Below are 26649 nucleotides of genomic sequence, written 5' to 3' on the forward strand. Positions count from 1 at the left end.
CGGGCGGAGGTGTCGAGATGTCGGTTCGATTTCTGAATGTGGATGTGGAGGTTCGCGACAGCGCGGACCTGACGAGTCTGGGTGCGGCGCTGGAAGCTCTCGGGCGCGATGTCTCGCTCCTCTACTGCGGGGAGATCGAGCCGGGGCGCTGGATGCTCTCGTTCGAGGCGTACCTCGACACGATGGACGATCCGGACGCGGTCGCGGAGGCGTGCTGCGCGGCCATCGAGCACCTGCCCCCGGCGGCACGGGCGCGCTGGAACGAGGCCGAGGATCGAGTCTTCGATCTCGGATTCGATGCCGCCGTGGACGGACACGTCGGGCAGCCCGTGCTGTCCCCCGCGACACTCGCTCGACTCGCCGCCATCGATGCCCGCATCGCGATCTCCGTCTACACCCACGACCTTGTTTCACGGGAAACATCGACCGATGCCGAGCTGATCGCTCCCGACTCGGACTGACCGGATCGGCCTCCCGAAGCCGAGTGCGCGGAGCATGTTTCATGTGAAACACCGCGAAAAGTGTGCGCGAAACCCGAACTTCGGCGATGCGAGTGCGTGTCATTGAGTGATCAGTGCCGTTCAGCTTCCGTATTGTGTTCGGTGCTGGCAAGCTAGGAGCGTCGAGCGAGCGCAGACCCGCGATGCCCGGCACCCGGCTCGGAAGTGGCTTCGGAATGGGTATCGATCTCGCACCTCGCATCCTCTCGGTGAGTACGCAGCGTCGCGTGATCGTAGGCAAGTGGCGACACCGCCCACTCGCCCACGAGCGTGGCTGCGGTGGCATGGGTGCGCAATTCAGCTCGACCACGTGTCTTGAAGTTCTCGGGGTTAGGAGCCTGTATGTCGAACGGTCCGGCGAATGTTTCACGGGAAACAACGTCGCGGGTCCCCGGATTGCTGGAGAGTGGGGGCACCGGCGCTGAAGAGTTCGGCCGCACTGCCTTCGGGAACATCTCCCCCGCCGAAACCCCGATAGCGGCGGAAGCGCACCGCGCCAGCCAGATCCTGCATCCGGGCACGGCCAGCATTCCGCGCCCCAAGGAACAGCGCGTCATCACCATCGCCAATCAGAAGGGTGGTGTCGGCAAGACCACCACGGCGGTCAACCTCGCCGCCGCCCTCGCCCTGCAGGGGATGCGGGTGCTGGTGATCGACCTCGATCCGCAGGGCAATGCCAGCACCGCACTCGGCGTCGAACACCACTCCGGGGTGCCGTCGAGCTACGAGCTACTCATCGGCGAGGTGTCGGTGCGGGATGCGATTCAACAGAGCCCGCACAATGAGCGGCTGCTGTGCATTCCGGCGACCATCGACCTCGCCGGCGCGGAGATCGAACTCGTCTCCATGGTGGCGCGCGAGAGCCGCCTGAAGACCGCCATCCAGGACGCCAATCTCGCCGGGTACGACATCGACTACGTGATGATCGACTGCCCGCCCTCGCTCGGTCTGCTCACCGTCAATGCGATGGTGGCCGCCAAGGAGGTGCTGATCCCCATCCAGTGCGAGTACTACGCCCTGGAGGGTGTGGGTCAGCTGCTCCGCAATATCAGCCTGATCCAATCGCACCTCAACCCCGCTCTGCATGTCTCCACCGTCGTGCTCACCATGTACGACGGCCGCACCAAACTGGCCGACCAGGTGGCCGAGGAGGTGCGCGGCCACTTCGGCGACGCGGTGCTGAAGTCGGTCATCCCGCGCAGCGTCAAGGTGTCCGAAGCGCCCGGCTACGGCATGACGGTGCTCAACTACGATCCCGGTTCACGAGGAGCGATGAGCTACCTCGACGCCGGGCGCGAGATCGCGGCTCGGGCCACCCCGGCCGCGGCGGGAGAATCACACACGGATGAAAGGGGTCGATAGGCCGATGAGTCAGGCGAAGAAAGGTGGACTGGGACGCGGTCTCGCCGCGCTGATCCCGACCGGGCCCGCGGCGACCCAGGGCCTCGGCAGTGCCGCCGCCAATGTCGTCATCGGCCTGGACCCCATTGGGCCGCAACCCGCTACGGCATACCTGCATCGCGTACCCGATCCGGCCGACGGCGAGGCCGCGGTGGATGCGGGCGCGGAGCCGGGCGCGGATGCGGGCGCGGTGTACCGGGAGATCCCGCCGGAGCTGATCGAGCCCAATCCGAAGCAGCCGCGCACCGTCTTCGAGGAAGAGGCGCTGGCCGAACTGGTGCACTCCATCAAGGAGTTCGGCCTCATGCAGCCGATCGTGGTGCGCCAGTTGGCGGAGTCGCCGACGCCCCGCTATCAGCTCATCATGGGCGAGCGGCGGTGGCGGGCCAGCCAGGAGGCCGGGCTCACTGCCATTCCGGCGATTGTGCGCGAGACCGCCGACGGCTCGCTGCTGCGCGATGCGCTGTTGGAGAACATCCATCGTGTGCAGCTGAATCCGCTCGAGGAGGCGGCGGCCTATCAGCAGCTGCTGGAGGAGTTCGGCGTCACCCACGAGGAATTGGCCGCGCGACTGGGCCGCTCCCGTCCGGTGGTGACCAATATGATCCGCCTACTCAAGCTCCCCATCCCGGTGCAGCGCCGGGTCGCGGCCGGCGTGCTTTCCGCCGGACATGCCCGCGCCCTGCTGTCCCTGGAGGCGGGAGCCGAAGCACAGGAGGCGCTCGCGGCGCGGATCGTCGCCGAAGGGCTCTCGGTTCGGGCCACCGAGGAAGCGGTCACCCTCGCCAACCGGAACCCGGATACCGCCGCCACTCCCCCGGCGCCGAAGCGTAAGCCCATCCAGATGCCGGGTCTCCAGGACGTGGCGGAGCGGCTGTCGGAATCCTTCGACACTCGGGTCACCGTGGCACTGGGCAAGCGCAAGGGCAAGATCGTCGTGGAGTTCGGATCCATCGACGATCTGGAGCGAATTGTGAGCCTGATGGAGCAGACAAAGCCCTAACCCTGGGCCCGGAGCCGAAACGTCACAGTGACGGTCTTGTTCGTCGGGGTGCTCGCCGAGCTGCCTCGAGCCTGGACCAGAATGGACTGATAGTGCGCGCTCCGGATGACCCAAACGAAAGGTTCGGTAGGTGACAACTGATCTCGTCAGGGTCGTGGTAACTCACCGGGTAAGCCTCGCAGCGGCTCGTGGCTGCGCGCCGACCGCGCGGAGAGGTGGATGAGCGCGGTGTCCAGCAGTGTTACCGCACTGACTCTCGACGGACTCGACAAGCTGCCGGGGCACGCGCGCCGCTGCGTGTTCTGGGAGATCGATCCGGCGGTGGCCGCGGACTGCTACGAATTCAGCGATCCGGTCTTCGAGAAGGAAGCCTGGCTGTCCACCGTCATGCTGGAGTGGGGTTCGTGCGGACAGGTGGCCCTGGTGGACGGGCAGTCCGTCGGCTGTGCGCTGTACTCGCCGCCGAGCGCGGTGCCGCGCGCCGGACTCTTCCCCACCTCGCCGGTGAGCCCGGACGCGGTCCTGCTGACCACGCTGCGGTCCGAAATGCCGTACCAGGACAACGACATAGCCCATCAGCTGATCCAGGCCGTGGTGGCCGATCTGGTGCGTCGCGGTGTACGGGCCATCGAGGCGTTCGGCATTCGTCGGGAGCCGCCCAGCACCGCCATGCCGGATCGGCTGCTGGGCTCCATGCGGCTGATGGAGCGCATCTCCACTCCCCCGCACGGCATTCCGGCCGCCTCGTCGTCGCACACCTGCACCCCGGACAACTGCATGATCGAGGCCGACTTCCTGGAGGATGTCGGCTTCAAGGTCATTGCCTCCCATCACCGCTTTCCCCGGCTGCGGTTGGAGCTCGACAGCGATCACCTGTGGAAGGAAGACGTGGAGCGCGCGCTCGACCAGTTGCTCGCGGCCGCGTCCATGACCGTCCCGGGACGGGTGCTCACGCTCTGACTACCCGCGCGACGCACAGTCCCGGATGACGAAAGAGCCCCCAGGATGTCCTGGGGGCTCTCGTCTTTCGTGACTGTTCGCGACTCAGATGCGGTCGGCGGCGGCCAGTTCCTCGGCCAGTAGTTCCGCGAAGGTGTAGGTGCCGGTCGGCTGGTCGTCCTGGCCGAGCAGGTAGAGGCGTTTCACGGAGATCAGGATCGCTTCGGCGATCACGTCCCGCATACGCGGATTGGTGAGCACCGAGGCGTCGTAATCATTGGTGAGATAGCCGATGTCGACCTGCACAGTGGGCATCTTGGTGAGCCGCAGCAGATCCCAGGTGCGGGCGTGGGTGCGACAGTCCTGCAGCGAGGTGCGCGCCACGATCTCACGCTGGATGAAACCGGCCAGCACCTGGCCGATCATCGAGGTGGAGCCGTGCGAATTGCCGAAGTGGAAGCTCGCCACCCCGCTGGCCGACGGGCTCGGATTGGTGGCGCAGCGCAGCGAGATCATGAGATCGGCGTCGAAGGTGTTGGAGGTCTCGGCGCGATCGGCGTCGGAGGGGTTGGCTCCCCACGGCCGCGACAGGAAGGTCTCCATACCGGTGGCCGCCATCCGGCCCTCGAGCCGGGAGGCCAAGTCCCACAGGATCTCCGACTCGTACACATCACCGAATTCGGTGGGTACGGCGAAACCCTTGTCCGGGCCGCCGAGGCCGGGATCGATGACGATGCGCTTGCCGGTGAGCTGCGGTCCGGCGCGGTGCACCACCTCTTCCTCGGCGATGCGGTGCGGGTTGCCGCCGGTCACGCGAGCGCCCAGCAAATCCAGCGACCGCAGGGTGTCCGGGCCGCAGATGCCGTCGGAAGCGAGACCGATCTCACGTTGGAAGGCGGTGAGCGCGTCGTGGGTGTGCGGGCCGAAATACCCGTCCACGCGGTGCACGTAGAAGCCCAGGTCCTGCAGCCGGCGCTGGAGCGTCGCGACATCGTCGCCGTACAGCGGAGCGGACAGTTGGTAGATGAGGGTGCGCGCACCCAGTCGGTAGGACGCCTCTTTCAGCGCCCGATAGGTCGCCGGGCCGACGACGCCGTCCACGAGCAGACCGCGATACTGCTGGAAGGCGCGGACCGCGGAATCCAAATCATGATCGAAAACAGCGTCCGAATCCTTCCAGTACTCACCATTCGGTCCCGACTGATCGGAATGCGGGTGAGTGTGCAGGAATCCGAGACTTGCGAGGGTGCTCCGAACCTCTGCTACGGCTGGTCCACTATCGCCGTGACGAAGTCGGTGCATGCGTGAGAGCCCTTTCCTTCCGCCAACCCGGGTACCCACTCATGCGTTGGTTCACACCTTCCGCACGACCGGAGCGTCGGTCGATTGTCTCAGACCCGGACCGAATTTCGGCAATCTGTCGAGTGCAGGAATCCTACCCCGGCGGTAGCGGCAGGGGCCGGAGGTAGGAGCCCGCAGTGAACCACGGGCTCCTACTCGCGCCAGATCCTATCCAGCGTCGTCAGATGACGCCTTCGAGTTCGCGCAGAAGGGCCGCTTTGCCCTTCGCTCCGACAATTCGCTTGGTTTCCTTGCCCCCTTGGAACAGCACCATGGTAGGCAACGACAGAATGCCGTAGTGCTTCGAGGTCTCCGGATTGGCGTCGGCGTCCAGCTTGGCGATGGTGATCTTGTCGCCGTGGGTGGCGGCGATCTCCTCCAGCACCGGGGCGACCATCTTGCACGGACCGCACCACGTCGCCCAGAAGTCGACCAGCACCGGCTTGTCGCTGATCAGCACCTGATCCGCGAAGGTCTGGTCGGTGACGGTGATCGTCGCGGAGGTCTTGGCGTCGGACATGATTCTCCTACTGGGTTACTTCGACCGGCTGACCGGCGTGATCGAGAGTGTTGCTGGTGATGTCGCCCTGTTCGGCCAGCCAGCGCTCGGCGTCGATGGCCGCGCGGCAGCCCGTCCCGGCCGCGGTGATGGCCTGCCGGTAGGTGTGATCGACCAGATCGCCCGCGGCGAAGACGCCCGGCAGCGAGGTGTAGGTGCTCTGCCCCTTCACCTGCACGTAGCCCTCGCCGTCCAGCTCCACCTGGCCGCGCACCAGCTCGCTGCGCGGGTCGTGGCCGATGGCGACGAACAGGCCGGTGGCGGGGAATTCCGAGGTCTCCCCGGTCCGGGTGTCGCGCAGCGTCAGGCTGGTGACGCTGTTCTCACCGTTGACCTCCACCACCTCACTGTTGAGGACGAAGCGGATCTTCTCGTTGGCCTTGGCGCGCTCGAGCATGATGCGGGAGGCGCGGAACTCCTCGCGGCGGTGCACGATGGTGACGCTGGAGGCGAACTTGGTGAGGAAGGTGGCCTCCTCCATGGCGGAGTCGCCGCCACCGACCACCACGATGTCCTGGCCCTTGAAGAAGAAGCCGTCGCAGGTGGCGCAGGCGCTGACGCCGCGGCCGAGCAGCTTCTGCTCACCGGGCACGCCCAGGTAGCGGGCGGCCGAGCCCATGGCCAGGATGACCGCGTAGGCCTCGTGGGTCTCGCCGCCGACCACGACCTTCTTGATCGGACCGGTGAGGTCGAGTTCGTCGACGTCCTCGGTGCGGATGTCGGCGCCGAACCGCTTGGCCTGCTCGCGCATCTCCTCCATGAGATCCGGGCCCATGATGCCGTCGCGGAAGCCGGGGAAGTTCTCCACCTCGGTGGTGGTCATGAGCGCGCCGCCGAACTGGGTGCCCTCGAACAGCAGGGGTTCGAGTTCCGCGCGCGCCGCGTACACGGCTGCGGTGTAGCCAGCTGGTCCGGAACCGACGATGATCAGGTCGCGTACAGGCGTGCTCAAGGGGCCCTCCGAGGCAGTGTGAAACTCAGCGTGTCGGTCAACAACAGCCTAAACGCTGTTGTTCCCGCGGTTGCTGAGCGGGCAGGTCAGCCGATATCGGCGTTGGCGAGCAGGCGCGGATCGTCCGGCGTGCAGTCGGTCCCCAGGACCACCGCGGTGATGGTGGGAGCTTCGGGACCGGTGAGCAGCACGAGGGCGGCGTTCTGCCCGCCGAAGATCACATCCCGGGAGCCGAGGATGGCGCGGTCCAGGCCCGCGGCCGCGAGGCATCCGGTGAGGGTTTCCCGGGCGGCGAGCGGGCCGGTGACGTCGTAGCGGCCCAGCGCGCTGAGCACGGTGGTGGAGGAGAGGTCGCCGGTCAAGCGCAGGGGGGCCGGATCGGCCATCGGGGTGGCGTCGTTGCCGCGCAGGGCGTCCGCGGCGACGAAGGCCCCGGCGACGAGTGCGACCGCTGCCGCGGCGGCGGTGATCCAGCGCAGCCGGGCGGTCCACGGTGCGGGCTCGCTCGGAGTGTCGTCGAAATCGTCGCTGTCGCTGTCGGTTTCGATGGGGTCGAGATCGGTGGCGGTGAGTTCGCCGGTGTCGAACGGGGAGACGGCGGGCATGGGGGCGGTGGCCGCGGGGTTGGCGCGGTCGGGATGCAGGCGGTGCACGGTGGCCATTCGTTCGCTCGGATCGGGGGTATTCACGAGGTCGTCGATCATGCGCTCCAGGCGGGTAGTGACCTCGGCGGGCATAGGGTGGACGATGCGGTCGTCACGGCCCAGCGCGCGCAGGTCGCCGTTCACCCGGTCGAGCGAGCGTAGGTAGCGCATGGCGTTCGGGTCGCGGCGCACCTGCGGCCAGAGCCGCCGCGACAGTTGCTCGGGCACATTCCCGGCGTGCAGGTCGGCGAGCAGTTCGGGCGAGTAGGGAGGTTGCGGCACGGTGTCGGTCGCCATCACGCCTCCAGCTGTCTCGTGCTCGTCCATTGCCCCTCCAGGTCGGGCCTGTCATGGGAAGTCGCGGACCGGTACCGGGGTCCGCGAGAACATCGACATTCACTTCGCTTCTATGTAGGACGCAGCTGCGCTAGGTTCGGTTCCCGTCCTCGCGCAGGGATTTCAACTGTTGTTCGAGCCGCCGTCGACCGCGGGCGCACCGGCTCTTGATCGTGCCCTCCGGTACGCCCAGCAGTTTCGCGGCATCCGCGACCGAATACCCTTCCAGCTCAACGGCCACCAGTGCGGTGCGCTGATCGGCGGGCAGGCCGAACAGGGCCGCGTCCACGATCAGCGTCGCCTCCCGGGCCGCGAAATCATCTCGGGCATAAGGGGGTTCGTACAGCGTCTCGTCGGGTAACGGTACCGTGCGGCGGAGCTTGTTGCGACGAATCCGATCCAGACACGCGTGCAACACGATGGTATGCAGCCAACTGCGCACCTCGGCGTCGCCGCGGAAGGAGGCGGCCTTGCGGTGGGCGGACAGCAGGGCGTCCTGTAGCGAATCCGCGGCGTCCTCCGGGGTGGCGGAGGCGCGGACGGCGGTCTGCCACAGGTGATCCCGGTGGCGGCGCAGCAGTTCCGCGAACGCGTACCGGTCCCCTCGGGCGTGTGCGGAGAGCAGCGCATGGTCGGGCGTGTCGGACAAGCCCTCGTGGCGTTCGTTCGATTGCGACAATACAAACCCCTGCCGAAGAGTTCGGCTGATCATATCCAGCGTCACGATTCGACAGCAACGATCCGGCGAAGAAAGACGCAGCTAGCGGGCGTTTTCGGGCGAATCGGGCGGTTGCGGGGCGGTGCGGAAGGCCGGTGTGGTCACGGCGCTGTGACGTGCGGGCGGCCCGGAGTCGGCGGGCGCGGTGGCGCGGCTAGGGCGCGGCTTCGAAATGCACTTCGGAGAGCGAGGACTGGTACTGGCCCCCGTTGTTGCCCAGGGCGGTGATCCAGATCAGCACGTAACGGGTCGACTGCTCGGAGCTCACCGGAATCTCGGTGACCCCCTCGCCGAGCGTCGCCGACCCGATCAGCTGCGTCTGATCGAGGGTCGGCGCCGCGGTCGGCGAACTGCGGATCTCCACCATCGTCCCCGGGGTCTGCGAGTCGATCACCACCTTGGTGAGCTTGCCCGGACTGCCCAGGGTGGCCAGCACCCCGACCCCGTTCTTCAGGGCCGGGAACTGCTGGAAGTACTGGTCGGTGCGCCAGAAGGTGGCCGGATCATTGTCCAGCACCGCCGACACACCGCCGATATTGTCGGGCGTGCCCTCCGGGGAGTACACCGAGACGCCCGTGATGGGCATCGGCACCCCGCCCGTCGGCGCGGCCGGAGTGGGCTCCGGCGCGGGGCCGCCGGGGACGGCCGGTGCCGAGGTGGCCGTGGTGAGGCCGATATTGCGCTGCTCGTTGAGCGGCTGATCGGACGCCCCCGGCGCGAAGATGCTCAGCAGCCACCAGATCACCACGCCGACCACCAGCGCCGCGAGCACGCCGAGTCCGACCAGGATCCACATCATCCGCTGCGAGCGTTCCTTCTCGGCGGCGAGCAGCTCCGGATCGGCGAGCGTCTCGTCGGGTGCGCTGGGGGCGCGCTGTCCGAGTCGCAGCACCGGAATGAAGTCGGTCTTCTGATCGACCACCGACGCCTGCTCCAGCACGTGCTGCACGGTCGCGGCGGTGCGTACGCCCTTGTTCGACTCCAGCGAGCGCACCGCCACCGCCGAGATCTCGAACGGCACCTCCGGGCGGATCTGGCGGGGTTCCACGGGCGTGCCGTCGGGTCCGAAATCGGCCAGCCGGAGCCCGCCCACGGTGGCCGCGCTGCCCGTCATCCCGCCGGTGCGGATGGGCCAGCGGGCGACGGTGAGGGCGTAGAGCATGGCGCCGAGTCCGCGCACGTCCGACTGCGCGTCGGAGTCGGCGAGGGTGCCGGGGAAGGCGAGCACCGCGTCACCGGAGGCGCTGATGCGAATCCGGTCCGGATGATCGATGGACAGCGAGCCGCCGCCGCGGTGGGCGAGTTCGGCCGCCGCGGCCAGTGCCCGGATGGCGCGGGCCGCGCCGATGGGCGAGGGCTGTGTCTCGGCCATCTCGCGCAGCGACCGGCCCGGTGTCCATTCCGCCACCACGATGCCGCCGGAGGAACCGCGCACCACGTCGAGCACGCGCGCCAGACCCGGTGAGTTGATCCGGCCCAGGCGCAGGGTGCGCGACAGAATGGCTTGCGGCCCATCGTGTCCGGAGTTGTCGGCGGCCTTCTGGTCGGCGTCCACGAAGGTCAGCGCGACCTCGCGGTCCAGCTTCACGTCCAGGGCCTGCCAGAACCGCAGTCCGCGCGCGCCGCCGTGTCCGGCGAGCAGCCGGTAGCGGCCACCCGCCACGGATGCGCCCGCGATCAGCTTGGGGCCGCGCTGAACTCGTTTGGACGGTGCCTCCACACGTAGCGGCGGCATGGGCATGACACCGGTCTGCGTGGGATCGGCCGGTGCCTCGTGGCCCGAATCCGCTTGCCGCTCTTGCTGGGCCGGGGCGTCGGCGGTGTCCGCCGCCTCGGCTCTCTCCGGCGCTGCTCCGGTCTGCGAACCCGGAGGAACGTCGGTCGAGAGCCCGCCTCCCGCGGCCGTCGCAGATTCGGCGGCCGGGGCGCCGCCCGCCGCGTCGTCGCTCACCCTCGTTCCTCCTTCGCCGTAAAATGTCGAAGTCCGCTCCTGGATCGGGTCGCCGACGGCGCGATCGTCGGCCTCCGACGCCGCGCGGGCGTCGCCGCCCGACACTGCGCGAGTACCCGAACCGGTCTCGCCGCGAACGCCGGATCCGGCGGTTGCGTTTCTCTCCGGAACAGGGTACGGGAATTGACCCTTTCCAGTGTTGTCAACCGCCTCGGGTCGAACGACCGGCAGCACCATGGTCTGCGCGTCCAGGTATGGGTCGTACCGGTAGTAGTACGGCGCGGCCCGCAGATCGGCCATGGGCAGCACCATGGTGGCGTCGACGCCGTCCGCCGGACCTTCCAGATCCAGATCGGGTGCGGGCGGCGCGAAGCCCAGGCGGCGCGAGATGGCGACGGTGATGGCCACGATCTCCGGAATGCCGGCCAGTCGCATCAGACCGAAGGCCACCGCGAACATGACGATGGCGGTGAGCCCGACCCGCACCAGCGAGCCCAGCCCGCCGAAGGAGTCCGTCAGCCGGTGCAGCCCCAGCACCTGGTCCACGATCCACATCACAGCGCCACCGGCCAGCGACGCCAGCAGCACCCGCGTGATGGTGCGGCCGACATTGGTCATGCGCAGGTCGCCGAGGCTGCGGTGCAGCAGGAAGCCGCCGATCACCGCACCCGCCACGAAGCCCAGACCATTGGCCAGGCTCAGGCCGACCACCACCTGGTCGGGTCCCAGCACCATCGGCATGATGGCGGAGAACACGACCTTGACCGTGGTGATGCCGAGAATGATCCAGGTGGGCGTCCACGCCTGTTCGCGGGCGTAGAACACGCGCAGATGAATCAGCACCAGCGCGTAGGGAATCAGCGTGAACGCCGACCAGGCCACGGCCTCGCCGAGCCGTCGGGCGTCGCCGCCGAAGTTGCCGTAGCCGTAGAGCGCCTGACCGATCTGCGGTCCGGCCAGCGTCATGAAGACGACCACCGGCAGCAGCGCGATCATGGTGAGCCGGGTCGCCGCGCCGAGATCGTCCACCACGGCGGGGGTGTCGTCGGCGGCGGCATTGCGGGACAGCCGCGGCATGATCGCGGTCAGCACGGTCACGCCGAGCACGCCGTACGGGAGTTGCAGCAGCAGCCAGGCATTCTGGTAGATGGCCGGACCCGCGGCGTCCACATGCGAGGAGATGCGGGTGGCGATCACCCATCCGGCCTGGCTGATCAGGACGTACAGGATGATGGCCGCTCCCATGCCGGCGAACATCTTGAGCCGGTCGTCCACACCCCACAGCGGTCTCAGGCTGATGCCCTCGCGGCGGATGGCGGGCAGCAGGCTCATCGCCTGCACGATCACGCCGATGGTGACGCCGAGTCCGAGCAGCAGCAGTTTCGGCTCGCCCATGCGCACCGGGTCGAGGGTGATCTCCCCCGGCGTCACGGCGTACAGCACCAGGACGACGAGCACCACGACGTTGTTCAGCACCGGAGCCCAGGCACCGGGTTTGAACACCTGGTGGGTATTGAGGATGGCCGTGAGCAGCGCCGTCATGCCGTAGAAGACGATGGCGGGCAGCAGCAGGAAGGTCAGCGCGGTGGTGAGGGCGACGTTCACCTCACCGTCGTCGGACAGGAAGACATGCGTGACCAGCACCGGCGCGGCGGCCGTCACCAGCAGGGTGCCGATGCCCAGCACCGTGAGGGCGGCGGTGTACAGCCGCCGGACGAAGGCCGCGCCGCCGTCGGGGTCCTCTTTCTCCGCACGCACCAGGGTCGGCACCACGATGGCGGTGAGCACCGCGCCGACCAGCAGTTCGGAGATCATGGTCGGGATGGTGGCCGCGACGGTGTAGGCGCTGGCGATGGCCGGGCCGAGCACGGTGAGCAGCAGCAGCTGTTTGCCGAATCCGGTGATGCGGCTGATCAGCGTGGCGAACGCGATGGACCCGGACTCCTTGACCAGGCGGGCGTTCGAGCTCTCGGCCTGCTCGGCCGTTTTCACCACGGTGGTGCGCGGTAGCGGCTGGCGGTCCGAAGGCGGCGTCGGGTAGCGCTGGGGTTGCACGGGCCGCTGCGGCGGCGGGGTGACGTGTCCCCAGTGGTAGCGCTCCTCCGGCGGCACCTGCCCGTGGGCGGCGTGGCGCGGGCGCTGGGGTTCGGGGCGCTGGGGTTCGGGGCGCGGGCGTTCCGGGTGCTGGGATTCCGGGCGCTGGGGTGGTTGCGGCCGGGGCGGTACGCCGGCCGGTCGCCGCATGATGGGCGGTTCGGGCGCGGGGTATCCCGGTCCCGAAGGGGGACCGGACGGTTGACCCGGTGGCGGGCCGGGGCGCGGCTGCGGTCGCCCCGGCTGCCCCTGCCGTGGCTGCGGCTGACCGGGCTGGCCGGGCCGGAGTTGCGGGTGGCCGGGCTGTCCCGGTCTCGGTTGCGGATGTGCGGGTTGCTCCGGTCTGGGCTGTGGCTGCCCCGGCTGTCCTTGCCGCGGTTGCGGTCGGCCCGGCGGCATTCCGGGTCCACCGGGTTGTCGTCCCACGCCTCGCTCCCAGGGTGCGGAGGGGGCGCGCCGCGACGGCGGCCCCTCGGGTTCGCGGCCCGATGAGCGCGGTTCACCGTGTTCGCTCATCGGTCCTCCTGTCGTTGCATCTCCCGCTTGCGGGCACGCCGGAACCGATTCACCCGACGTCGGGTCTCCGGATCGAACCCCTCATCGGCCGGATCGGCCTGCCCGCGGAAGCGGTGCCACAGGCGGCGTCCGGCCAGCAGGAACAGCAGCGCGCCCGCGCACCCGGTAATTATCGCCAACGCCTGACCATAGGCGTTGGAACGCACCGATACCGTTACGGCATTGCCGAGCGGCACCCCGTCCGACGTGGTGAGTGCGATGGGTATCACCAGGTTTCGGCTGTCACTCACCTCGGTGGGGATCTGGAAGGAGCGGGTGCCCTTGGCGGGCAATACCTCCTCGCCGACATCGGTGATCTTCGTCTCGGCGGGCGCGTCGATGCGGAACTTGATGCGGATGGCGACCGGCAGGTCGTTGCGCGCCACCAGCAGCAGCGGACTCTGTTCGGAGGCGAGGGTGTAGACGCCGCCCGGCGGCAGCACGGTCACCGATCCGAACAGTTCGTCGAGGGTGCCGGTGGTCTGGTCGAGGCGGCGCTGGGCGACGGTGTCGGGCTGGCCGCCGCTGCGCCGATCCGACAGGGTCAGCGTCCGGATCAGATCGTCGCGCAGCGGGGTGAGGAAGGCGCGCGGGCTCAGCTCCTGCTGCGGCACCTCCACCAGCGCGTTCATCAGTTCGGTAATGCGATGCGCCTGCGCCCGCACCGGGTCCACGAAATGCCGCGGCACCGATTCGTCGGCGGCCTGGCTCAGATAGTCGAGCTCGTAGGGCTGCGGGTCGGCGGGCTGGGCCAGCAGATCGGTGAACGGGCGCGGGACGGCGAGATTGTCGCGGAAGAGCAGTTGCAGCTGCTCGAGCAGCGCGGTGGCCTCCTCCCGATTCGCGCCCCACTGCTGCGGCGGCATGAACAGCGCCGCCCCCGGCCGGTCCGGCCGCGGGTTCAACGCCGACCAGGAGATGGCGCCGAGAGCGTCCTGGAGTCGCGCGGGGCGGGAGTCGGCGTTGACGTCGTAGCGCACCGACTGCGGGGTGAACGACGGCGTCGGCGGATGGGAGCCGATGGCGGCCAGCGCGGTGGCCGACCAGATGTCGAAGGTGGCCACCCGCAGTCCGGGATCGATCGGCGGCGGCGCGCCCGCCACCGGATTCAGCGGGATGTCGGGCAGCCGCACCATGTCCGGATTCCCGGCCGGGGCGGGTGCGTCGATGGTGTCGTCGGCGGTGGCGGTGGACCGGCCGTCGGTGGGGACGACCGCGTTGTCGGCGAGGACGGCGGTGGTGACGCCGTGCGCGGCCAGCAGATTCGCCGCCTCGGCGTCGATGGTGCCCGCGTCGGGCAGATTCACCCCGCGCAGCGAGGTGACCGAGAGCAGGGAGTCGACCACGTCGGCGGGGGCGACCAGCGCCCGATGAGTGAGGGCCGGATCGTTGACGGCGGCCAGCGCGGTCTCGTCGACCTGCGCGAACGGCAGTGCCACCGTGCACAATCCGGAGGCGATGGTGCGCAGCCGGTCCAGCCAGGTCTTGGCGGCCTGCGCGCCGGAGCCCACGCGGGTGGGTCCGTCCGGATCCGAGGGACTGGCCAGCACGCGGTAGCCGGTGATCATCGCCGATACCGTGACCAGCAGGTCCGGGTCGATGGCCAGACACAGCGCCGAGGCCAGCCCGCCGCCGGAGCGGCTGTCGTTGCGCAGCGCCGATTCCAGGGCCGAGAGCAGCTGGTCGAGACGCCCGCCGGCGCTCAGCGAGGAGGCCAGCTCGTCGTCGGTGAGCAGCGCCTGACCGTCCACCGAGCCGGGGATGCCGGCCATCAGCCGGGGCCGGTCGGCCAGCGGCCACAGCATGGTGGTGGCCACCGGCGGCGCGGCGGGGGTGGCCGGAACCGGCGGCGGCGCGTCGACCGAGGTGTCGGCGGTGGCGGGAACGCCGAGTACGGGCAGCAGGAAGCGCGCGTCGTCGAGGCGGGCCTGATTGCCGTAGGCGGGTTCGCCGTTGACGTTCAGCAGCAGCGGGTAGACGCCGGGCTCGGTGATCTGGAGGTCGGTGACGTCGCTGGGCATATCGCCGCCGCCGCGCAGGGCCACCGTGAAGCTGAACTGTTGGTGGTCGCCCGGGCTGAGCCGGTCGGACACCGCTTGGAAGGCACCGGTGACGTCGTAGTTGATCTGATCCAGTTGCAGCGCGGTGCGCAGTTCGCCGGCCGCGGTCACGGGCCGGGCCCGCTGGACGCGGATGCTGATGTCGTCGACCACGCGGTCGCCGATATTGGTGACGGTGCCCGAGACCACGAAGTAGGGGTCGCTGGTGGTGGTGATGACCGTGGGCGTCACCGAATCCAGGGACAGCTTCAGGAATTTCGGGCCGGTACTGCTGCCGTAGCCGTTGCCGTCGGGCTGGCCGACGGCGGGCACGGCGCAGACGCCGGTCGCCACGACGGCCAGAATCACCGTGACGAGCGACAGCAGCCAGCGGTGCAGCGGCCTGTTCGGACGCAGGGACCCCGCACGCGTCATTGTCTGCCGTTCTCCATCCGATCGATCAGCCGGTTCGCCACCTCCGCCAGCCTGCGTTCGTCGGCATACGCGAGCCGGGAATCGAGTTCGCTCAAGGGAACCCAGGCCACCTTGGTGACCTCCACGTCGGCGTCGGACAGTTCCCCGCCGATCGACCGCATGAGGTAGTGATGCACCGTCTTGTGTACCCGGCGGCCCTCGGTGACGAACCAGTAGTCGATGCTGCCCAGTTCGGCGACCACCGTGCCGTGGATACCGGTCTCCTCCGCGACCTCGCGGATCGCGGTTTGTTCGGCCGTCTCCCCCTCTTCGATATGTCCTTTCGGTAGCGACCACAGTAGGCGGCCGCGCCGATCGGTGCGTCCGATGAGGGCGGCGGAGGCTTTGTCGCGGGGGCCGTCGAGGCCGTCGACCACGAGTCCGCCCGCCGAGGTTTCCCGGACGGTACGCATGCGGGGTTTCGCCGCATTACCGGCCGAACCGCGGCGCCGGGGCTGGCGGCGTCGACTGTTCGCGCGATCGGCCGGAGGAGACACTGCGTCAGTCTAGCGGGCACGGGCGCAGGTGCCGCCTCGCTGCGTCGAGCTGCCGGAACGCCGCTGTAAACACCCCTCGGCCGGGGTGTCGCGACCGCTCCCCCGCGCCGTCCGGAAGCACCTTCGCGGGCAGCCCACCGGGTTCGGCGGCGCGTCGCGCCGGGCTTCGGCCCGACGGGGCGACTACCGGATTGCGCCACTCCACTAAGCTGCGTTTTCGTGGTTTCGCCTGAGTCCGACGCAGCAAACGAGGAACGCCGTACCCGATTGCTCGCGGCGGCGGCGATCACACTGGGACGGCTGTCCGAGGTTCTGACCCCGCTCGGCGAGCTCTTCGCCGCGCACGGCCATCACCTGTACCTGGTGGGCGGCAGTGTGCGCGACGCGGTGCTGGGCCGGCTGGGCACGGATCTGGACTTCACCACCGACGCCCGCCCCGAGCAGGTGCAGGAGCTGATGCGCGGCTGGGCCGACCACCTGTGGGATACCGGCGGCCTGGTCTTCGGCACGGTGAGCGCGGCCAAGGGCGGGCAGCAGTTGGAGATCACCACGTTCCGCGCCGACAGCTACGACCGGGTGTCCCGCAATCCGCAGGTCACCTTCGGCGACTCCCTCGAGGGCGATCTGGTGCGTCGCGACTTCACGGTGAACGCCATGGCGGTGCGCATCGGGGCGCTGGGCGAACTGGAATTCGTCGATCCGCTCGACGGGATGTCGGCCCTGCTCCGGGGGGTGCTGGATACCCCTGCGGCGCCGCAGGATTCGTTCCACGACGATCCGCTGCGCATGCTGCGTGCGGCGCGCTTCGTCGCACAGCTCGGTTTCACCCCGGCGCCGCGGGTGCGGGAGGCCATTGTCGCCATGGCCCCGGAGCTCGACCGCATCACCGCCGAGCGGGTGCGTACCGAACTCGACAAGCTCATCGGCGGCGAGTACCCGACCGACGGCATCGACCTCATGTGCGAGACGGGCCTGGCCGAGCGGGTGCTGCCGGAGGTGCCGGCCATGAAATTGGAGATCGACGAGCACCACCAGCACAAGGACGTCTACCAGCATTCGCTGACGGTGCTGCGCCAGGCCATCGATCAGGAGGAGGGCGACCCGGACCTGATCCTGCGCTGGGCCGCGCTGCTGCACGATATCGGCAAGCCGCCCACCAAGAAGAACGAGCCGGGCGGCGGGGTGAGCTTCCACCATCACGAGGTGGTGGGCGCGAAGATGGTGCGAAAGCGCATGCGCGCCTTGAAGTACCCCAAGCAGTTCACCGAGGATGTGGCGCGTCTGGTGTATCTGCACCTGCGCTTTCACGGCTACGGCAAGGGGCAGTGGACCGATTCGGCGGTGCGCCGCTATGTCACCGATGCCGGTGAGCTGCTGCCGCGTCTGCACAAACTGGTGCGCGCCGACTGCACCACCCGCAACAAGCGTCGCGCGGCCATGCTGCAATCCACCTACGACGATCTGGAAGTGCGGATCGCCCGCATTCAGGAGCAGGAGGATCTGGCGCGGGTGCGCCCGGACCTGGACGGCAACGCCATCATGGAACTGCTCGGCATCCAGCCCGGCCCCGAGGTGGGCAAGGCGTGGAAGTTCCTGAAGGAGTTGCGGCTCGACCGCGGCCCACTCACCCGCGAGGAAGCCGAGACGGAATTGCTGAAGTGGTGGAAGGGCCAGCAGTCCGCGTCCTGATCGCCGCTGTCAAAAGACGATGAGCGTGGTGCCCGCCACGATGGCGGCGCGGATCTGCGCCAGGTCGAAGGAACCGGTGAGGCCGGGCAGATCGGCCTCGAAAAGTACGTCGTCGCCGATTCTCTCGGCGCGGGTGATGCGCGCGTGATTCGGCAGATCGGTCAGCGGGATCGGCTGTAACCGCACCGCGCGCCGCGGCATCCGGATGCCCCACCAGTTGGCCCGGTGCAGCGTGATGGTGAGGACATTGTCCTTGATCTCCGCGGTGGCCAGGGCCCGCAATCTTCGTTTTCGATGCCGCGCCAGGATCATTCCGTCCGGCGCGGTTCGTAGCAGCCAGTCCGGCTGCCAGCTGTTGATCCACCGCACCAGCGCCTCGATGTGGATGGTGCCGCGCAGATCCAATTGGGCGGAGCGGATTTTGGTGGGCACCCCCGGGATGAGCCGCACGCCGTGCGCGATGACGGTGAGTTCCTTGATCGGCTGCTCGTTCCAATACAGATCGGTCAGCACGGTTTTCGACTGGAAGTGCGCCCCGCGCCGTCGCACCTTGAGGGTGTGCAGGGTGGCGCGCAGGTCGTGGCCGAGGACGGTGGCGCTCACCTCCTGCCCGCCGAACTGGCTGAGGATGCCCTCGGACAGCAGCGTCATGAGTACATCGGGCATGAGCGCGGTGACGGTGCCCGCACCGAAGTCGGCGACCGGATCCAGCCAGGCGGTGGTGAAGGTGGTCCACTGATCCAGCCAGCTCTGGTCGAACAGGCGTCGTCCCAGGTCCATGCCGAGGTCCACCGCCCGCAGAGGTGACCAGGCCTTCGGATCGAAATACGTGGCCATGATTGCCCCGAGCGTACCGGCAGCAGGTGACAGCACCAGGTCGAACGCTGTGACGCCGGTCGCATCAGACCGGAAAGTATCCGCAGATGCGGGACTTTCTCCTTGTTGCACCCGCATATGCGGAGCTATGGTGCTCGTATGCCCGATATTCGCATCCGCGACGCCGCCCAGCTGCTCGGTGTCAGTGACGACACCGTCCGCCGCTGGATCGACGCCGGATCGCTCGCGGCCCACAAGGACGGATCGGGCCGCCTGGTGGTCGACGGTGAGCAGTTGGCGGCCCTGGCCGTCGAGCACGCCCGGACCCCGCGGGCGCGACTGGGCAGTGCCTCCTCGGCACGCAATCGGTTTCCCGGGCTGGTCACCAGGGTGGTGACCGATACGGTGATGGCACAGGTGGAGATGCAATGCGGGCCGTTCACGGTGGTGTCGTTGATGAGCAGCGAATCGGTGCGGGAGCTGGGGTTGCGGCCCGGCAGCGTGGCGGTGGCGAGTGTGAAGGCGACCACCGTGGTGGTCGAGACCGACGCCGATTCCGGCGGGGCCGCATAGGTTTTCGCTCCGGAGCGGGAGCGGCCGCGCTGGCGGTGCTCGGGGTCGCGGCGCTGTCCGGCTGTGGCACTTCCGATTCCACGTCCAGCACGACCGTGACCGTCTTCGCGGCGGCCTCGCTGCAGCACGTCTTCACCGAACTCGGTGCGCGGTACGAATCCGCGCACCCGGGCACCGCGGTGGAATTCTCCTTCGCCGGATCGTCCACGCTCGCAGCACAACTCGAGCAGGGCGCCCCGGCCGACGTCTTCGCCAGCGCGAATCCGGCCAATATGGACAAGGCGGTGCGCGGTGGCCGGATCACCGAGACGCCGACCACCTTCGCCACCAATACGCTCACCATCGTCACCCCGCCCGGCAATCCGGCCGGTATCGCGACGCTGGCGGACCTGTCCCGCCCCGACCTGCGGCTCGTCGTCTGCGCCCCCCAGGTGCCGTGCGGTGCGGCGACACGGACGGTGACCGCCGCCGCGGGCGTCGCCATCACCCCGGTGAGCGAGGAGTCCGCGGTGACCGATGTGTTGGCCAAGGTCACCACCGGGCAGGCCGACGCCGGTCTGGTGTACGTCACCGATGCGGCCTCGGCCGGGGACCGGGTGGTGACGGTGCCCTTCCCGGAGGCCGCGGCGGCGGTCAACAGCTATCCGATCGCGGTGGTCGCGGATGCGCCGAACCCCGAGGGCGCACGCGAGTTCCTCGACCTGGTCACCGGGCCGGAGGGCCGGAAGCTGCTGGCGGAGGCCGGGTTCGGTTCCCCGTGAAACATTCGATGCGACCGCGCGGCCTGTCCGGTTCGGTCTCCCCCGGGCCGGGGGTGCCCGCGTGGCTGCTGCTGCCCGCCGTCATCGGTTTCGCACTGGTCATCGGCCCGCTGCTGGCCCTGACCACGGCCGTGGACTGGGCGAACTTCTTCGGCCTCATCACCTCGCCCGCGTCGCGGGACGCCTTGACGCTGAGCGTGCGGACGGCGGCGGCCGCGACGCTGCTGTGCATCGCTCTCGGTGTGCCGATGGCGGTGCTGCTGGCCCGCGCCCGCTGGCGGGCGCTGCCCGTACTGCGCTCGCTGGTGCTGCTGCCCCTGGTGATTCCGCCGGTGGTCGGCGGTCTGGCGCTGCTGTACCTGTTCGGCCGCAACGGTCTGCTGGGTCGGGAACTGGAGGCGGCGGGCATCCGCATCGCCTTCAGCACGACGGCGGTGGTGCTGGCACAGACCTTCGTCGCCCTCCCGTTTCTGGTCATCACCCTGGAGGGGGCCATGCGCACCGCCGGTGACCGCTTCGAGCGCATCGCCGCCACCCTCGGCGCGCGCCCCACCGTGGTGTGGTGGCGGGTGACCCTGCCCCTGCTGCGCCCGGCCCTGATCTCGGGTTCGGTGCTGGCCTTCGCCCGTGCCCTGGGGGAATTCGGTGCGACGCTCACCTTCGCGGGCAGCCTCCAGGGCCGCACCCGCACCCTGCCCCTGGAGATCTACCTGCAACGCGAGACCGACGCCGACGCCGCGGTGGCGCTCTCGCTGCTACTGGTACTGGTCGCGGTGCTCATCGTGCTCATCGCCTACCGGCGCGTGGGTGCCGCGGCGAACGGGCGGACAGCATGAGCGGTCGGGCGCGGAGGAGGCAGCGCGGCGTCGCCACGCAGCGCGGGACCACCGCGCAACGATCCCGCTCGCACGCGAACGGACACCGTGTGAGTGGTTGGGTACGGACGAGGCAGCACGGCGACACCGCGCAGCGTCCCTGCTCGCGCCGAAAGGGCACAGCGCGTGGGCTGTATGTGGCGGCGCGGGTGGCCGCTCGTGCCGGACAGGGCACCGCATGAGCGGGCGGGTACGCGGCAGGCAGCGCGGGACCACTGCGCAGCGGCCCCGATCGCACGGGAGAGAACACCGTATGGGTGGTTGTGCGCGCGGGAAACAGCGCGACGTCATCGTGCAACCGCACGCCCGGGACTTGGCGGAGGATTCATGAGCGGCCTGCACGTATCGGCGCGGGTGGCCGACCGCGCCTTGGATGTGGAGTTCGAGGTCGCACCGGGTGAGGTGCTGGCGGTGCTCGGACCGAACGGTGCGGGGAAGTCCACACTGCTGGACGTGATCGCGGGAATGCTGCCGCCGGACGCGGGCACGGTTCGGCTCGACGGGCGGGTGCTGACCGATACCGCGCGTGGCATCGCGGTGCCACCGCACCGGCGCGATATCGGCCTGCTCGCGCAGGAAGCGCTGCTGTTCCCACACCTGTCGGTGCTGGCCAATGTGGCATTCGGGCCGCGCAGCAAGGGACTGCGGGGTCGGGCGGCCGAACGGGTGGCGCGCGACTGGCTGCGCGCCGTCGACGCCGAGGAATTCGCCGATCGCGCACCGGGTTCGCTGTCGGGTGGGCAAGCCCAGCGGGTGGCGCTGGCGCGGGCGCTGGCGGTGCGACCGCGGGTGCTGCTGCTGGATGAACCCATGGCGGCGCTGGACGTGACCGTGGCTCCCGCCATGCGCGCCCTGCTGCGCCGGGTGCTGCGCGACAGCCCGCACGCCCCGACCGGCACGGTGCTGGTCACCCACGACATGATCGACGCGCTCACCCTGGCGGATCGCCTGGTGGTGATCGAATCCGGCCGGGTGGTGGAGTCGGGTCCGGTGGCCGCCGTGCTGGCCCGCCCGCGCAGCGCCTTCGCGGCCCGGATCGCCGGTATGAACCTGGTGGTGGGAGAGGCGGTCGCGGCGGCCGATGCCGCCGACCCGGTGCACGCCGTCGATGCCGACGGGATGCGCGTCCACGGGTGCGCGGATGCGGGGTGGACGCCCACCGGCCGGGCGGCCGCCGTCTTCGCGCCCACGGCGGTGGCGGTGTACCGCGCACAACCGGAAGGCAGCCCCCGCAATGTGTTTCCGGTGCGGATCGCCGAGCTGACCGATCGCGGCGGAATCATCCGGATCCGGGCCGATCTGACCGGAACCGGCCGAAGCGGCCGGAAGCGCGGCGACGCGGCGGCGAACGGTGTCGCCGCGAGCGGCCCCGTCGCATTGACAGCGGACCTGACGCCGGGCGCGGTGGCGGACCTGAGGCTGGCCCCCGATACGGAGGTCTACTTCTCGGTCAAAGCTGCCGAGGTACAGGTGTACCCCTGCTGAGGCGTGTCGAGATCGGGTGGTGGCGGCGCGAGATCGGGTAGCGGTGGCGGTGCGACGATTCAGGCAGTGTCGGTGGCGTGCGGCGAGGTCGGGGCGGCGGTAGTGGCGCGGATTCGGTCGTGGGGTGTGTCGGTGGCCGCCGCGGTGCCATGCTGGAGCCATGGCGTTCGATCTGAACAGCGACCTCGGTGAGGGTTTCGGTGCGTACAGCATGGGCGACGACGCGGCCATGCTGGACATCGTGACCAGCGCGAACATCGCCTGTGGCTTCCATGCCGGTGATCCGTCGATCATGCGGCGCACCTGTGAGCTGGCGGTTGCCAAGGGTGTGCGGATCGGCGCGCACATCGGTTACCGGGACCTGGTGGGTTTCGGGCGGCGACATGTGGCGGTGACCGCGGACGAATTGCGCGACGAAACCCTGTATCAGGTCGGCAGTCTGGATGTCTTCGCCCGCAGCGCGGGTGACCGGGTGCGATATGTGAAGCCGCACGGCGCGCTGTATCACGCCGCGGCCGCGGATCGGGAGCTGGCCGAGGCCGTATTGTCGGCCATGGCGGAATTCGGCGGGGAGCTGTCGCTGCTCGGACCGGCCGGGACCGAGTTGGAGGCGGCGGCCCGGGCGCGCGGAATCGCGTTCGTCGGTGAGGGTTTCGCCGATCGCGCCTACCTGTCCTCCGGCAGGCTGGCGCCGCGCAGCCAGCCGGGCGCGGTGCTGTGGCCCGACGACGCGGTGACCCAGGCGCTGTCGATCGCCCGCGACAGCAAGGCCGTCACGGTGGACGGCGGCGCGGTGGCGGTGCGCGCCACGAGCATCTGCGTCCACGGCGATTCCCCGGCCGCGGTGGAGATGGCGCGCCGGATCCGCTCGACCCTGGACGACGCGGGCATCCCCGTCGGCGCGTTCTGCTGAGTGGGAGACCACCCATGACGGCTGTACCACCGCTCCCCCGACCTCCTTCCGGACCGACGACGGCGTTTCGCGGAGGTGCGTCGTAGTGCCCCGGCACGATCCCACGCACATGCCCGGCGACGATGCCCCACGCGAGGCGGCAGGCGACAACGTCGATCGTCGGATCCCGCGTCCGAGTCCCACCGCCTCCGGTAGCGGCGCCGCAGCGTCGGCCCGGCCGGGTACGCACCGCGCCGCGCTCGCGCGGGAGGCATCCGCCGGGGAGATCCGTGCGGCGGGCGACCGGGCGCTGCTGGTGATTCCGCCTTCGCGCGCCCTCATCCCGCGTCTGCTCGCGGCGCTCGGGGCACGGCCCCCGGGAATGGTGGATGTGCTGCCCGCCGCCGAGACGGTTTTGGTGACGCTGACCGCGCCCGCCGCCGCCGAACCGGTGCGCCGTCGGTTGTCCGGCGTGCTGGCCGATCTCGCCGCTTCCGCCGGTGGCGCGGCCGGTGAACCGACGCCACCCCATCCCGCCGAGCCGGGTGCGGACGCGGTGGGCGATACCGACGTGGTGGGCGGTACCGATGCCGGCACCGAACCGCTGGTGGTCCCGGTGCGCTACGACGGCGCGGATCTGCCGCAGGTGGCGGAGCTGCTGGGGCTGACCGTCGACGAGGTGATCACCCAGCACACCGGTATCGAATGGCAGTGCGCCTTCGTCGGTTTCGCGCCCGGGTTCGGCTACCTGGAAGCCCCGGACGACCGACTGGCCGTGCCGCGCCGCGCCCAGTCGCGCACCGCCATTCCGCCGGGTGCGGTGGCGCTGGCGGGCGGCTACTCGGCGGTGTATCCGCGCCGCAGTCCGGGCGGCTGGCAGCTCATCGGCACCACGGAATCGCGCATGTGGGATGTCGATCGCGATCCGCCCGCCCTCATCCGCGCCGGTACCCGGGTGCGGTTCGCGGCGGTGGACCGATGATCCGGGTGGAGCGGGTCGGACCGCTCGCGACCATTCAGGATCTGGGCCGTCCCGGCTGGTTCGGCTCCGGCGTGGGCACGGCCGGTGCGGCGGACCGCGCCGCGCTGCGCCTGGCCAACCGGCTGGTCGGCAATCCGGAGGGCGCGGCCGGAATCGAGGTGTTGCTCGGCGGTGTGGAACTGCGTGCGCAGCGCCACCTGACCGTGGCGGTCACGGGTGCGCCCGTACCCACCTTCGTGGACGACCGCCCCGTCGGCATTGCCAGTGTGCTGGAAATCGATGAGGGCCAGTGTCTTCGGCTCGGCTTGGCGCGCACCGGACTGCGCGGTTATGTGGCCGTGCGGGGCGGTATCGACGTGCCGCCGGTGCTGGGGTCGCGCAGTCGCGACACCATGGCGGGCATCGGCCCGGAACCGCTGCGGCCCGGAGATGTGCTGCCGGTCGGCGCTCCCCCGCGCACCCATCCGATCGTCGATGTCGCCCCCGTCGCACCGCCCGGCGACGACCCGCTGACCGTCCGGGTGCTGCTCGGACCCCGCGACGACTGGTTCACCGCCCCCGGCGATCTGTGCGCCGGGGAGTGGACGGTGTCCGCCGACACCGACCGCATCGGCGCGCGGCTGGACCGTCGCACCGGCCCACCGCTGCGCCGCCGCGACGACCGCGAATTGCCCACGGAGGGCGTCGCGTTGGGCTCCATCCAGGTGCCGCCCAGTGGCCAGCCGGTGGTGTTCCTCGCCGATCATCCGATCACCGGCGGCTACCCGGTGATCGCGGTGGTGGTCGACGCCGACGTCGACGCGCTGGCGCAGGCGCGCCCCGGCAGCCGAATCCGATTCCGGCGGTGCTGATTTCCGTCGAGCGGTGGTCGGCTCGCACGCGGCGGAACCCCGTCAGTGCTCCAGCTTCGCGTGCATGAGATACACGTTGTAGCTCCCCCACGCCGACAGCGTGAAGTACAGATCCTCGGCGGTAGACCACGGATGGATGAATCCGCCGTAGGTGGCCGGATAGTCCCGGGTGCTCACCAGCGGGATCGGATCGCTCCACGTGCCCTGGGGTTCGGCGGCGGTGCGCAGCACGAGTTGGTGCGCGGGCGCGTCCAGGTACACCATCTGCCACTGCCCGCTGCCCTGGTCGTAGCGGATGGACAGTTCACTGGCGGTGCCGAGAACCAGTGGGGTGGCGAGCAATTCGTTGGGTCCGTCGGCGGGCACCCAGTTGCCGCCCACCCAGTACTGGTAGGCGGTCTTGTTCAGCACCTCGGCGGCGGGCACCCGGGCCAGGCCGATAACGCCCATGCGCCCGTTGGGAGTTCCGAACATGTACACCCAGTCGCCGTGCGGCACCATGGTGGCCACCTGGAAGCGTCCGATGCCGAAGAGGTTGTCCCACTGCGCATGCTGGGACTTCACCCAGGTGCGGCCGTTGTCGTCGGACCAGGCGAGGCCGCCGTGGTTGGTCCACCACATGCCCGGTATCCGGCTCCACCGGTTCACCGACATGTAGGTCAGGTACTGCCGGTCGCCGAGCGCGAATCCGGAGGTGGGAATGGTGGTGGTCTCGAAGTTCTTGATCTTGCGGCTGCCCAGCAGTTCGGCCGCGTGGCAGCGACTGTCCTGGACGAAGGAGTCCAGGGTGAGGCCGTCGGAGAGGTCGCGGTCGGTGCTGTAGGCGAGCACATTGCTGCGCCAGTCCGGGCCTCCCACGCTGTCGGGGACCCAGCCCTCGCCGAAGGTGTCGCCGAAGACCACGGCCACCTCGCCGGGCCGGTTCTCCCACATGAGGCCGAGGTCGGTGCCGTCCACCTGCCAGCGGATATCGGTGCGGTTCTCCGAGCCCGGACCGGTGAGCTGCTCGACCAACCGGACGTCGGTGACGCGCGGCGGTGCGACGGGTGCGGCGAGCGGCCCGGGTGCGGGCGGGACGTGTGTCGGCGTCGGCGCGGGCTGCGGCTCCGGCGGCTCCCCGCCGGGGACCGGGATGGGAATCGGCTCGGTCTCCGGGACGATCTCGATCTCGGGCAGCCGCGGCAGGGCCGGTACGGGCGGTTGCGAGGTCTGCGGTTCGGGTGCCGGTTCCGGCGGCGCGGTGGGCGTCGGTGTCGGTTCCGGCGGGCGCTCGCTGTCGGGAAGCTCCGGCGGCGTACCGCTCGGGGTGGCGGGAGTCCCTGTGGCACTGGGATTGTGCCGCAGGTCCGGGCACGGTGAGGCGCACGGGTCCGGCGGCAGCGGGGCCGGGTCGATCCGGGTGTCGTCCGGCGCGGGCCCGGGTATCGGCACCGGCACGAACTCCGGTACCGGGACCGGGATTCGGATGGTCGGCGGCGGGCTCCACGGCGTGGTATCCGGTTGGGGTTCGCGGGCCAGCGGGTCGAATCCCACCTCACCGCAACTGTTCACGGGGGCGGGCGCCCACGGCGCGGGGGCCGCGGCCGCCGGCGGGGTGAGCGCCAGACCGACCGCGACGACGCCGGTCAGTACGGATGCGGTGCGGAGCGGGGTCGGGATCGGCGCGCGCTGCGGAAATCCCATTGCTCTGTGCGTCTCCTGTCCGGGGGCGCGGCGTACCGC

The 26649-nt window shown here is 69.8% G+C and carries 22 protein-coding genes; 12 read left to right on the forward strand and 10 right to left on the reverse strand.

Features of this window, described 5'->3' with window-relative positions; translation table 11 throughout:
• Nucleotides 1-17: 17 nt before the first annotated feature.
• The 4 genes from FOH10_RS31560 (at nucleotide 18) to FOH10_RS31575 (ending at nucleotide 3864) form a co-directional block, all read left to right on the forward strand.
• On the forward strand, nucleotides 18-461 hold the full coding sequence (locus tag FOH10_RS31560; RefSeq protein ID WP_143983390.1) for a hypothetical protein: 444 nt from the start codon (nucleotides 18-20) through the stop codon (nucleotides 459-461).
• Between the two features lie 381 nt (nucleotides 462-842).
• Nucleotides 843-1862, forward strand: coding sequence for a ParA family protein (locus FOH10_RS31565; RefSeq protein ID WP_051036572.1), 1020 nt, complete (start codon nucleotides 843-845; stop codon nucleotides 1860-1862).
• A gap of 4 nt (nucleotides 1863-1866) precedes the next feature.
• Nucleotides 1867-2904 carry a ParB/RepB/Spo0J family partition protein gene (locus FOH10_RS31570; protein WP_143983391.1) on the forward strand — a complete coding sequence of 346 codons (1038 nt, stop codon included), beginning with the start codon at nucleotides 1867-1869 and terminating at the stop codon, nucleotides 2902-2904.
• Between the two features lie 228 nt (nucleotides 2905-3132).
• Complete coding sequence (locus FOH10_RS31575; protein WP_029932472.1) at nucleotides 3133-3864, forward strand: hypothetical protein; 732 nt, start codon at nucleotides 3133-3135, stop codon at nucleotides 3862-3864.
• Between the two features lie 84 nt (nucleotides 3865-3948).
• On the opposite strand, the gene FOH10_RS31580 is transcribed toward FOH10_RS31575, so the two are convergent.
• The 8 genes from FOH10_RS31580 to FOH10_RS31615 form a co-directional block, all read right to left on the reverse strand.
• A complete protein-coding gene (locus tag FOH10_RS31580; protein ID WP_143983392.1) occupies nucleotides 3949-5145 on the reverse strand; it encodes an N-acetylmuramoyl-L-alanine amidase in 1197 nt (398 codons plus the stop codon).
• A 220-nt stretch (nucleotides 5146-5365) separates the two neighbouring features.
• Nucleotides 5366-5704, reverse strand: coding sequence for a thioredoxin (gene trxA, locus FOH10_RS31585; protein ID WP_029932470.1), 339 nt, complete (start codon nucleotides 5702-5704; stop codon nucleotides 5366-5368).
• Between the two features lie 7 nt (nucleotides 5705-5711).
• Nucleotides 5712-6695: a thioredoxin-disulfide reductase gene (gene trxB / locus FOH10_RS31590; protein ID WP_039808114.1), complete on the reverse strand. Its 984-nt coding sequence runs from the start codon at nucleotides 6693-6695 to the stop codon at nucleotides 5712-5714.
• An 86-nt stretch (nucleotides 6696-6781) separates the two neighbouring features.
• Nucleotides 6782-7636, reverse strand: coding sequence for a hypothetical protein (locus FOH10_RS31595; protein ID WP_143983393.1), 855 nt, complete (start codon nucleotides 7634-7636; stop codon nucleotides 6782-6784).
• Between the two features lie 130 nt (nucleotides 7637-7766).
• The gene (gene sigM, locus FOH10_RS31600) at nucleotides 7767-8354 is read right to left on the reverse strand and encodes an RNA polymerase sigma factor SigM (RefSeq protein ID WP_228807442.1); all 588 of its coding nucleotides are present in this window, start codon (nucleotides 8352-8354) and stop codon (nucleotides 7767-7769) included.
• A 193-nt stretch (nucleotides 8355-8547) separates the two neighbouring features.
• Nucleotides 8548-12588 (reverse strand): murein biosynthesis integral membrane protein MurJ, encoded by a 4041-nt coding sequence (murJ, locus tag FOH10_RS31605; RefSeq protein ID WP_244961460.1) that lies wholly within the window; start codon nucleotides 12586-12588, stop codon nucleotides 8548-8550.
• 362 nt (nucleotides 12589-12950) lie between these two features.
• Nucleotides 12951-15467, reverse strand: a complete 2517-nt coding sequence (locus tag FOH10_RS31610; protein ID WP_143983395.1) for a DUF6049 family protein — start codon at nucleotides 15465-15467, stop codon at nucleotides 12951-12953.
• Complete coding sequence (locus tag FOH10_RS31615; protein WP_029932464.1) at nucleotides 15464-15919, reverse strand: NUDIX hydrolase; 456 nt, start codon at nucleotides 15917-15919, stop codon at nucleotides 15464-15466. Before FOH10_RS31615 ends, FOH10_RS31610 begins: the two co-directional genes overlap by 4 nt.
• A gap of 303 nt (nucleotides 15920-16222) precedes the next feature.
• Here FOH10_RS31615 and FOH10_RS31620 point away from each other — a divergent pair, with 303 nt between their 5' ends.
• Nucleotides 16223-17692: a CCA tRNA nucleotidyltransferase gene (locus FOH10_RS31620; RefSeq protein WP_143983396.1), complete on the forward strand. Its 1470-nt coding sequence runs from the start codon at nucleotides 16223-16225 to the stop codon at nucleotides 17690-17692.
• A gap of 9 nt (nucleotides 17693-17701) precedes the next feature.
• Here the strand turns inward: FOH10_RS31620 and FOH10_RS31625 are convergent, their stop codons facing one another.
• A complete protein-coding gene (locus FOH10_RS31625; protein WP_143983397.1) occupies nucleotides 17702-18529 on the reverse strand; it encodes a hypothetical protein in 828 nt (275 codons plus the stop codon).
• Between the two features lie 138 nt (nucleotides 18530-18667).
• Here FOH10_RS31625 and FOH10_RS31630 point away from each other — a divergent pair, with 138 nt between their 5' ends.
• The 7 genes from FOH10_RS31630 to FOH10_RS31660 all read left to right on the forward strand — a co-directional run bounded on the left by FOH10_RS31630 (nucleotide 18668) and on the right by FOH10_RS31660 (nucleotide 24927).
• A complete protein-coding gene (locus tag FOH10_RS31630) occupies nucleotides 18668-19081 on the forward strand; it encodes a TOBE domain-containing protein (RefSeq protein ID WP_039808098.1) in 414 nt (137 codons plus the stop codon).
• Complete coding sequence (gene modA / locus FOH10_RS31635) at nucleotides 19078-19842, forward strand: molybdate ABC transporter substrate-binding protein (RefSeq protein WP_143984436.1); 765 nt, start codon at nucleotides 19078-19080, stop codon at nucleotides 19840-19842. Before FOH10_RS31630 ends, modA begins: the two co-directional genes overlap by 4 nt.
• A gap of 8 nt (nucleotides 19843-19850) precedes the next feature.
• On the forward strand, nucleotides 19851-20678 hold the full coding sequence (locus tag FOH10_RS31640) for an ABC transporter permease (protein ID WP_039808095.1): 828 nt from the start codon (nucleotides 19851-19853) through the stop codon (nucleotides 20676-20678).
• Nucleotides 20679-21044: 366 nt separating this feature from the next.
• Complete coding sequence (locus FOH10_RS31645; RefSeq protein ID WP_143983398.1) at nucleotides 21045-22202, forward strand: sulfate/molybdate ABC transporter ATP-binding protein; 1158 nt, start codon at nucleotides 21045-21047, stop codon at nucleotides 22200-22202.
• A 160-nt stretch (nucleotides 22203-22362) separates the two neighbouring features.
• A complete protein-coding gene (locus tag FOH10_RS31650) occupies nucleotides 22363-23115 on the forward strand; it encodes a LamB/YcsF family protein (RefSeq protein WP_143983399.1) in 753 nt (250 codons plus the stop codon).
• Between the two features lie 85 nt (nucleotides 23116-23200).
• On the forward strand, nucleotides 23201-24076 hold the full coding sequence (locus FOH10_RS31655) for a 5-oxoprolinase subunit B family protein (RefSeq protein ID WP_244961462.1): 876 nt from the start codon (nucleotides 23201-23203) through the stop codon (nucleotides 24074-24076).
• A complete protein-coding gene (locus tag FOH10_RS31660; protein WP_143983400.1) occupies nucleotides 24073-24927 on the forward strand; it encodes a 5-oxoprolinase subunit C family protein in 855 nt (284 codons plus the stop codon). Before FOH10_RS31655 ends, FOH10_RS31660 begins: the two co-directional genes overlap by 4 nt.
• A 42-nt stretch (nucleotides 24928-24969) precedes the next feature.
• Here the strand turns inward: FOH10_RS31660 and FOH10_RS31665 are convergent, their stop codons facing one another.
• Nucleotides 24970-26610: a glycoside hydrolase family 183 protein gene (locus FOH10_RS31665; protein ID WP_143984438.1), complete on the reverse strand. Its 1641-nt coding sequence runs from the start codon at nucleotides 26608-26610 to the stop codon at nucleotides 24970-24972.
• Nucleotides 26611-26649: the final 39 nt, after the last annotated feature.

The organism is Nocardia otitidiscaviarum, assembly GCF_007362295.1.
GTDB lineage: Bacteria > Actinomycetota > Actinomycetes > Mycobacteriales > Mycobacteriaceae > Nocardia > Nocardia otitidiscaviarum.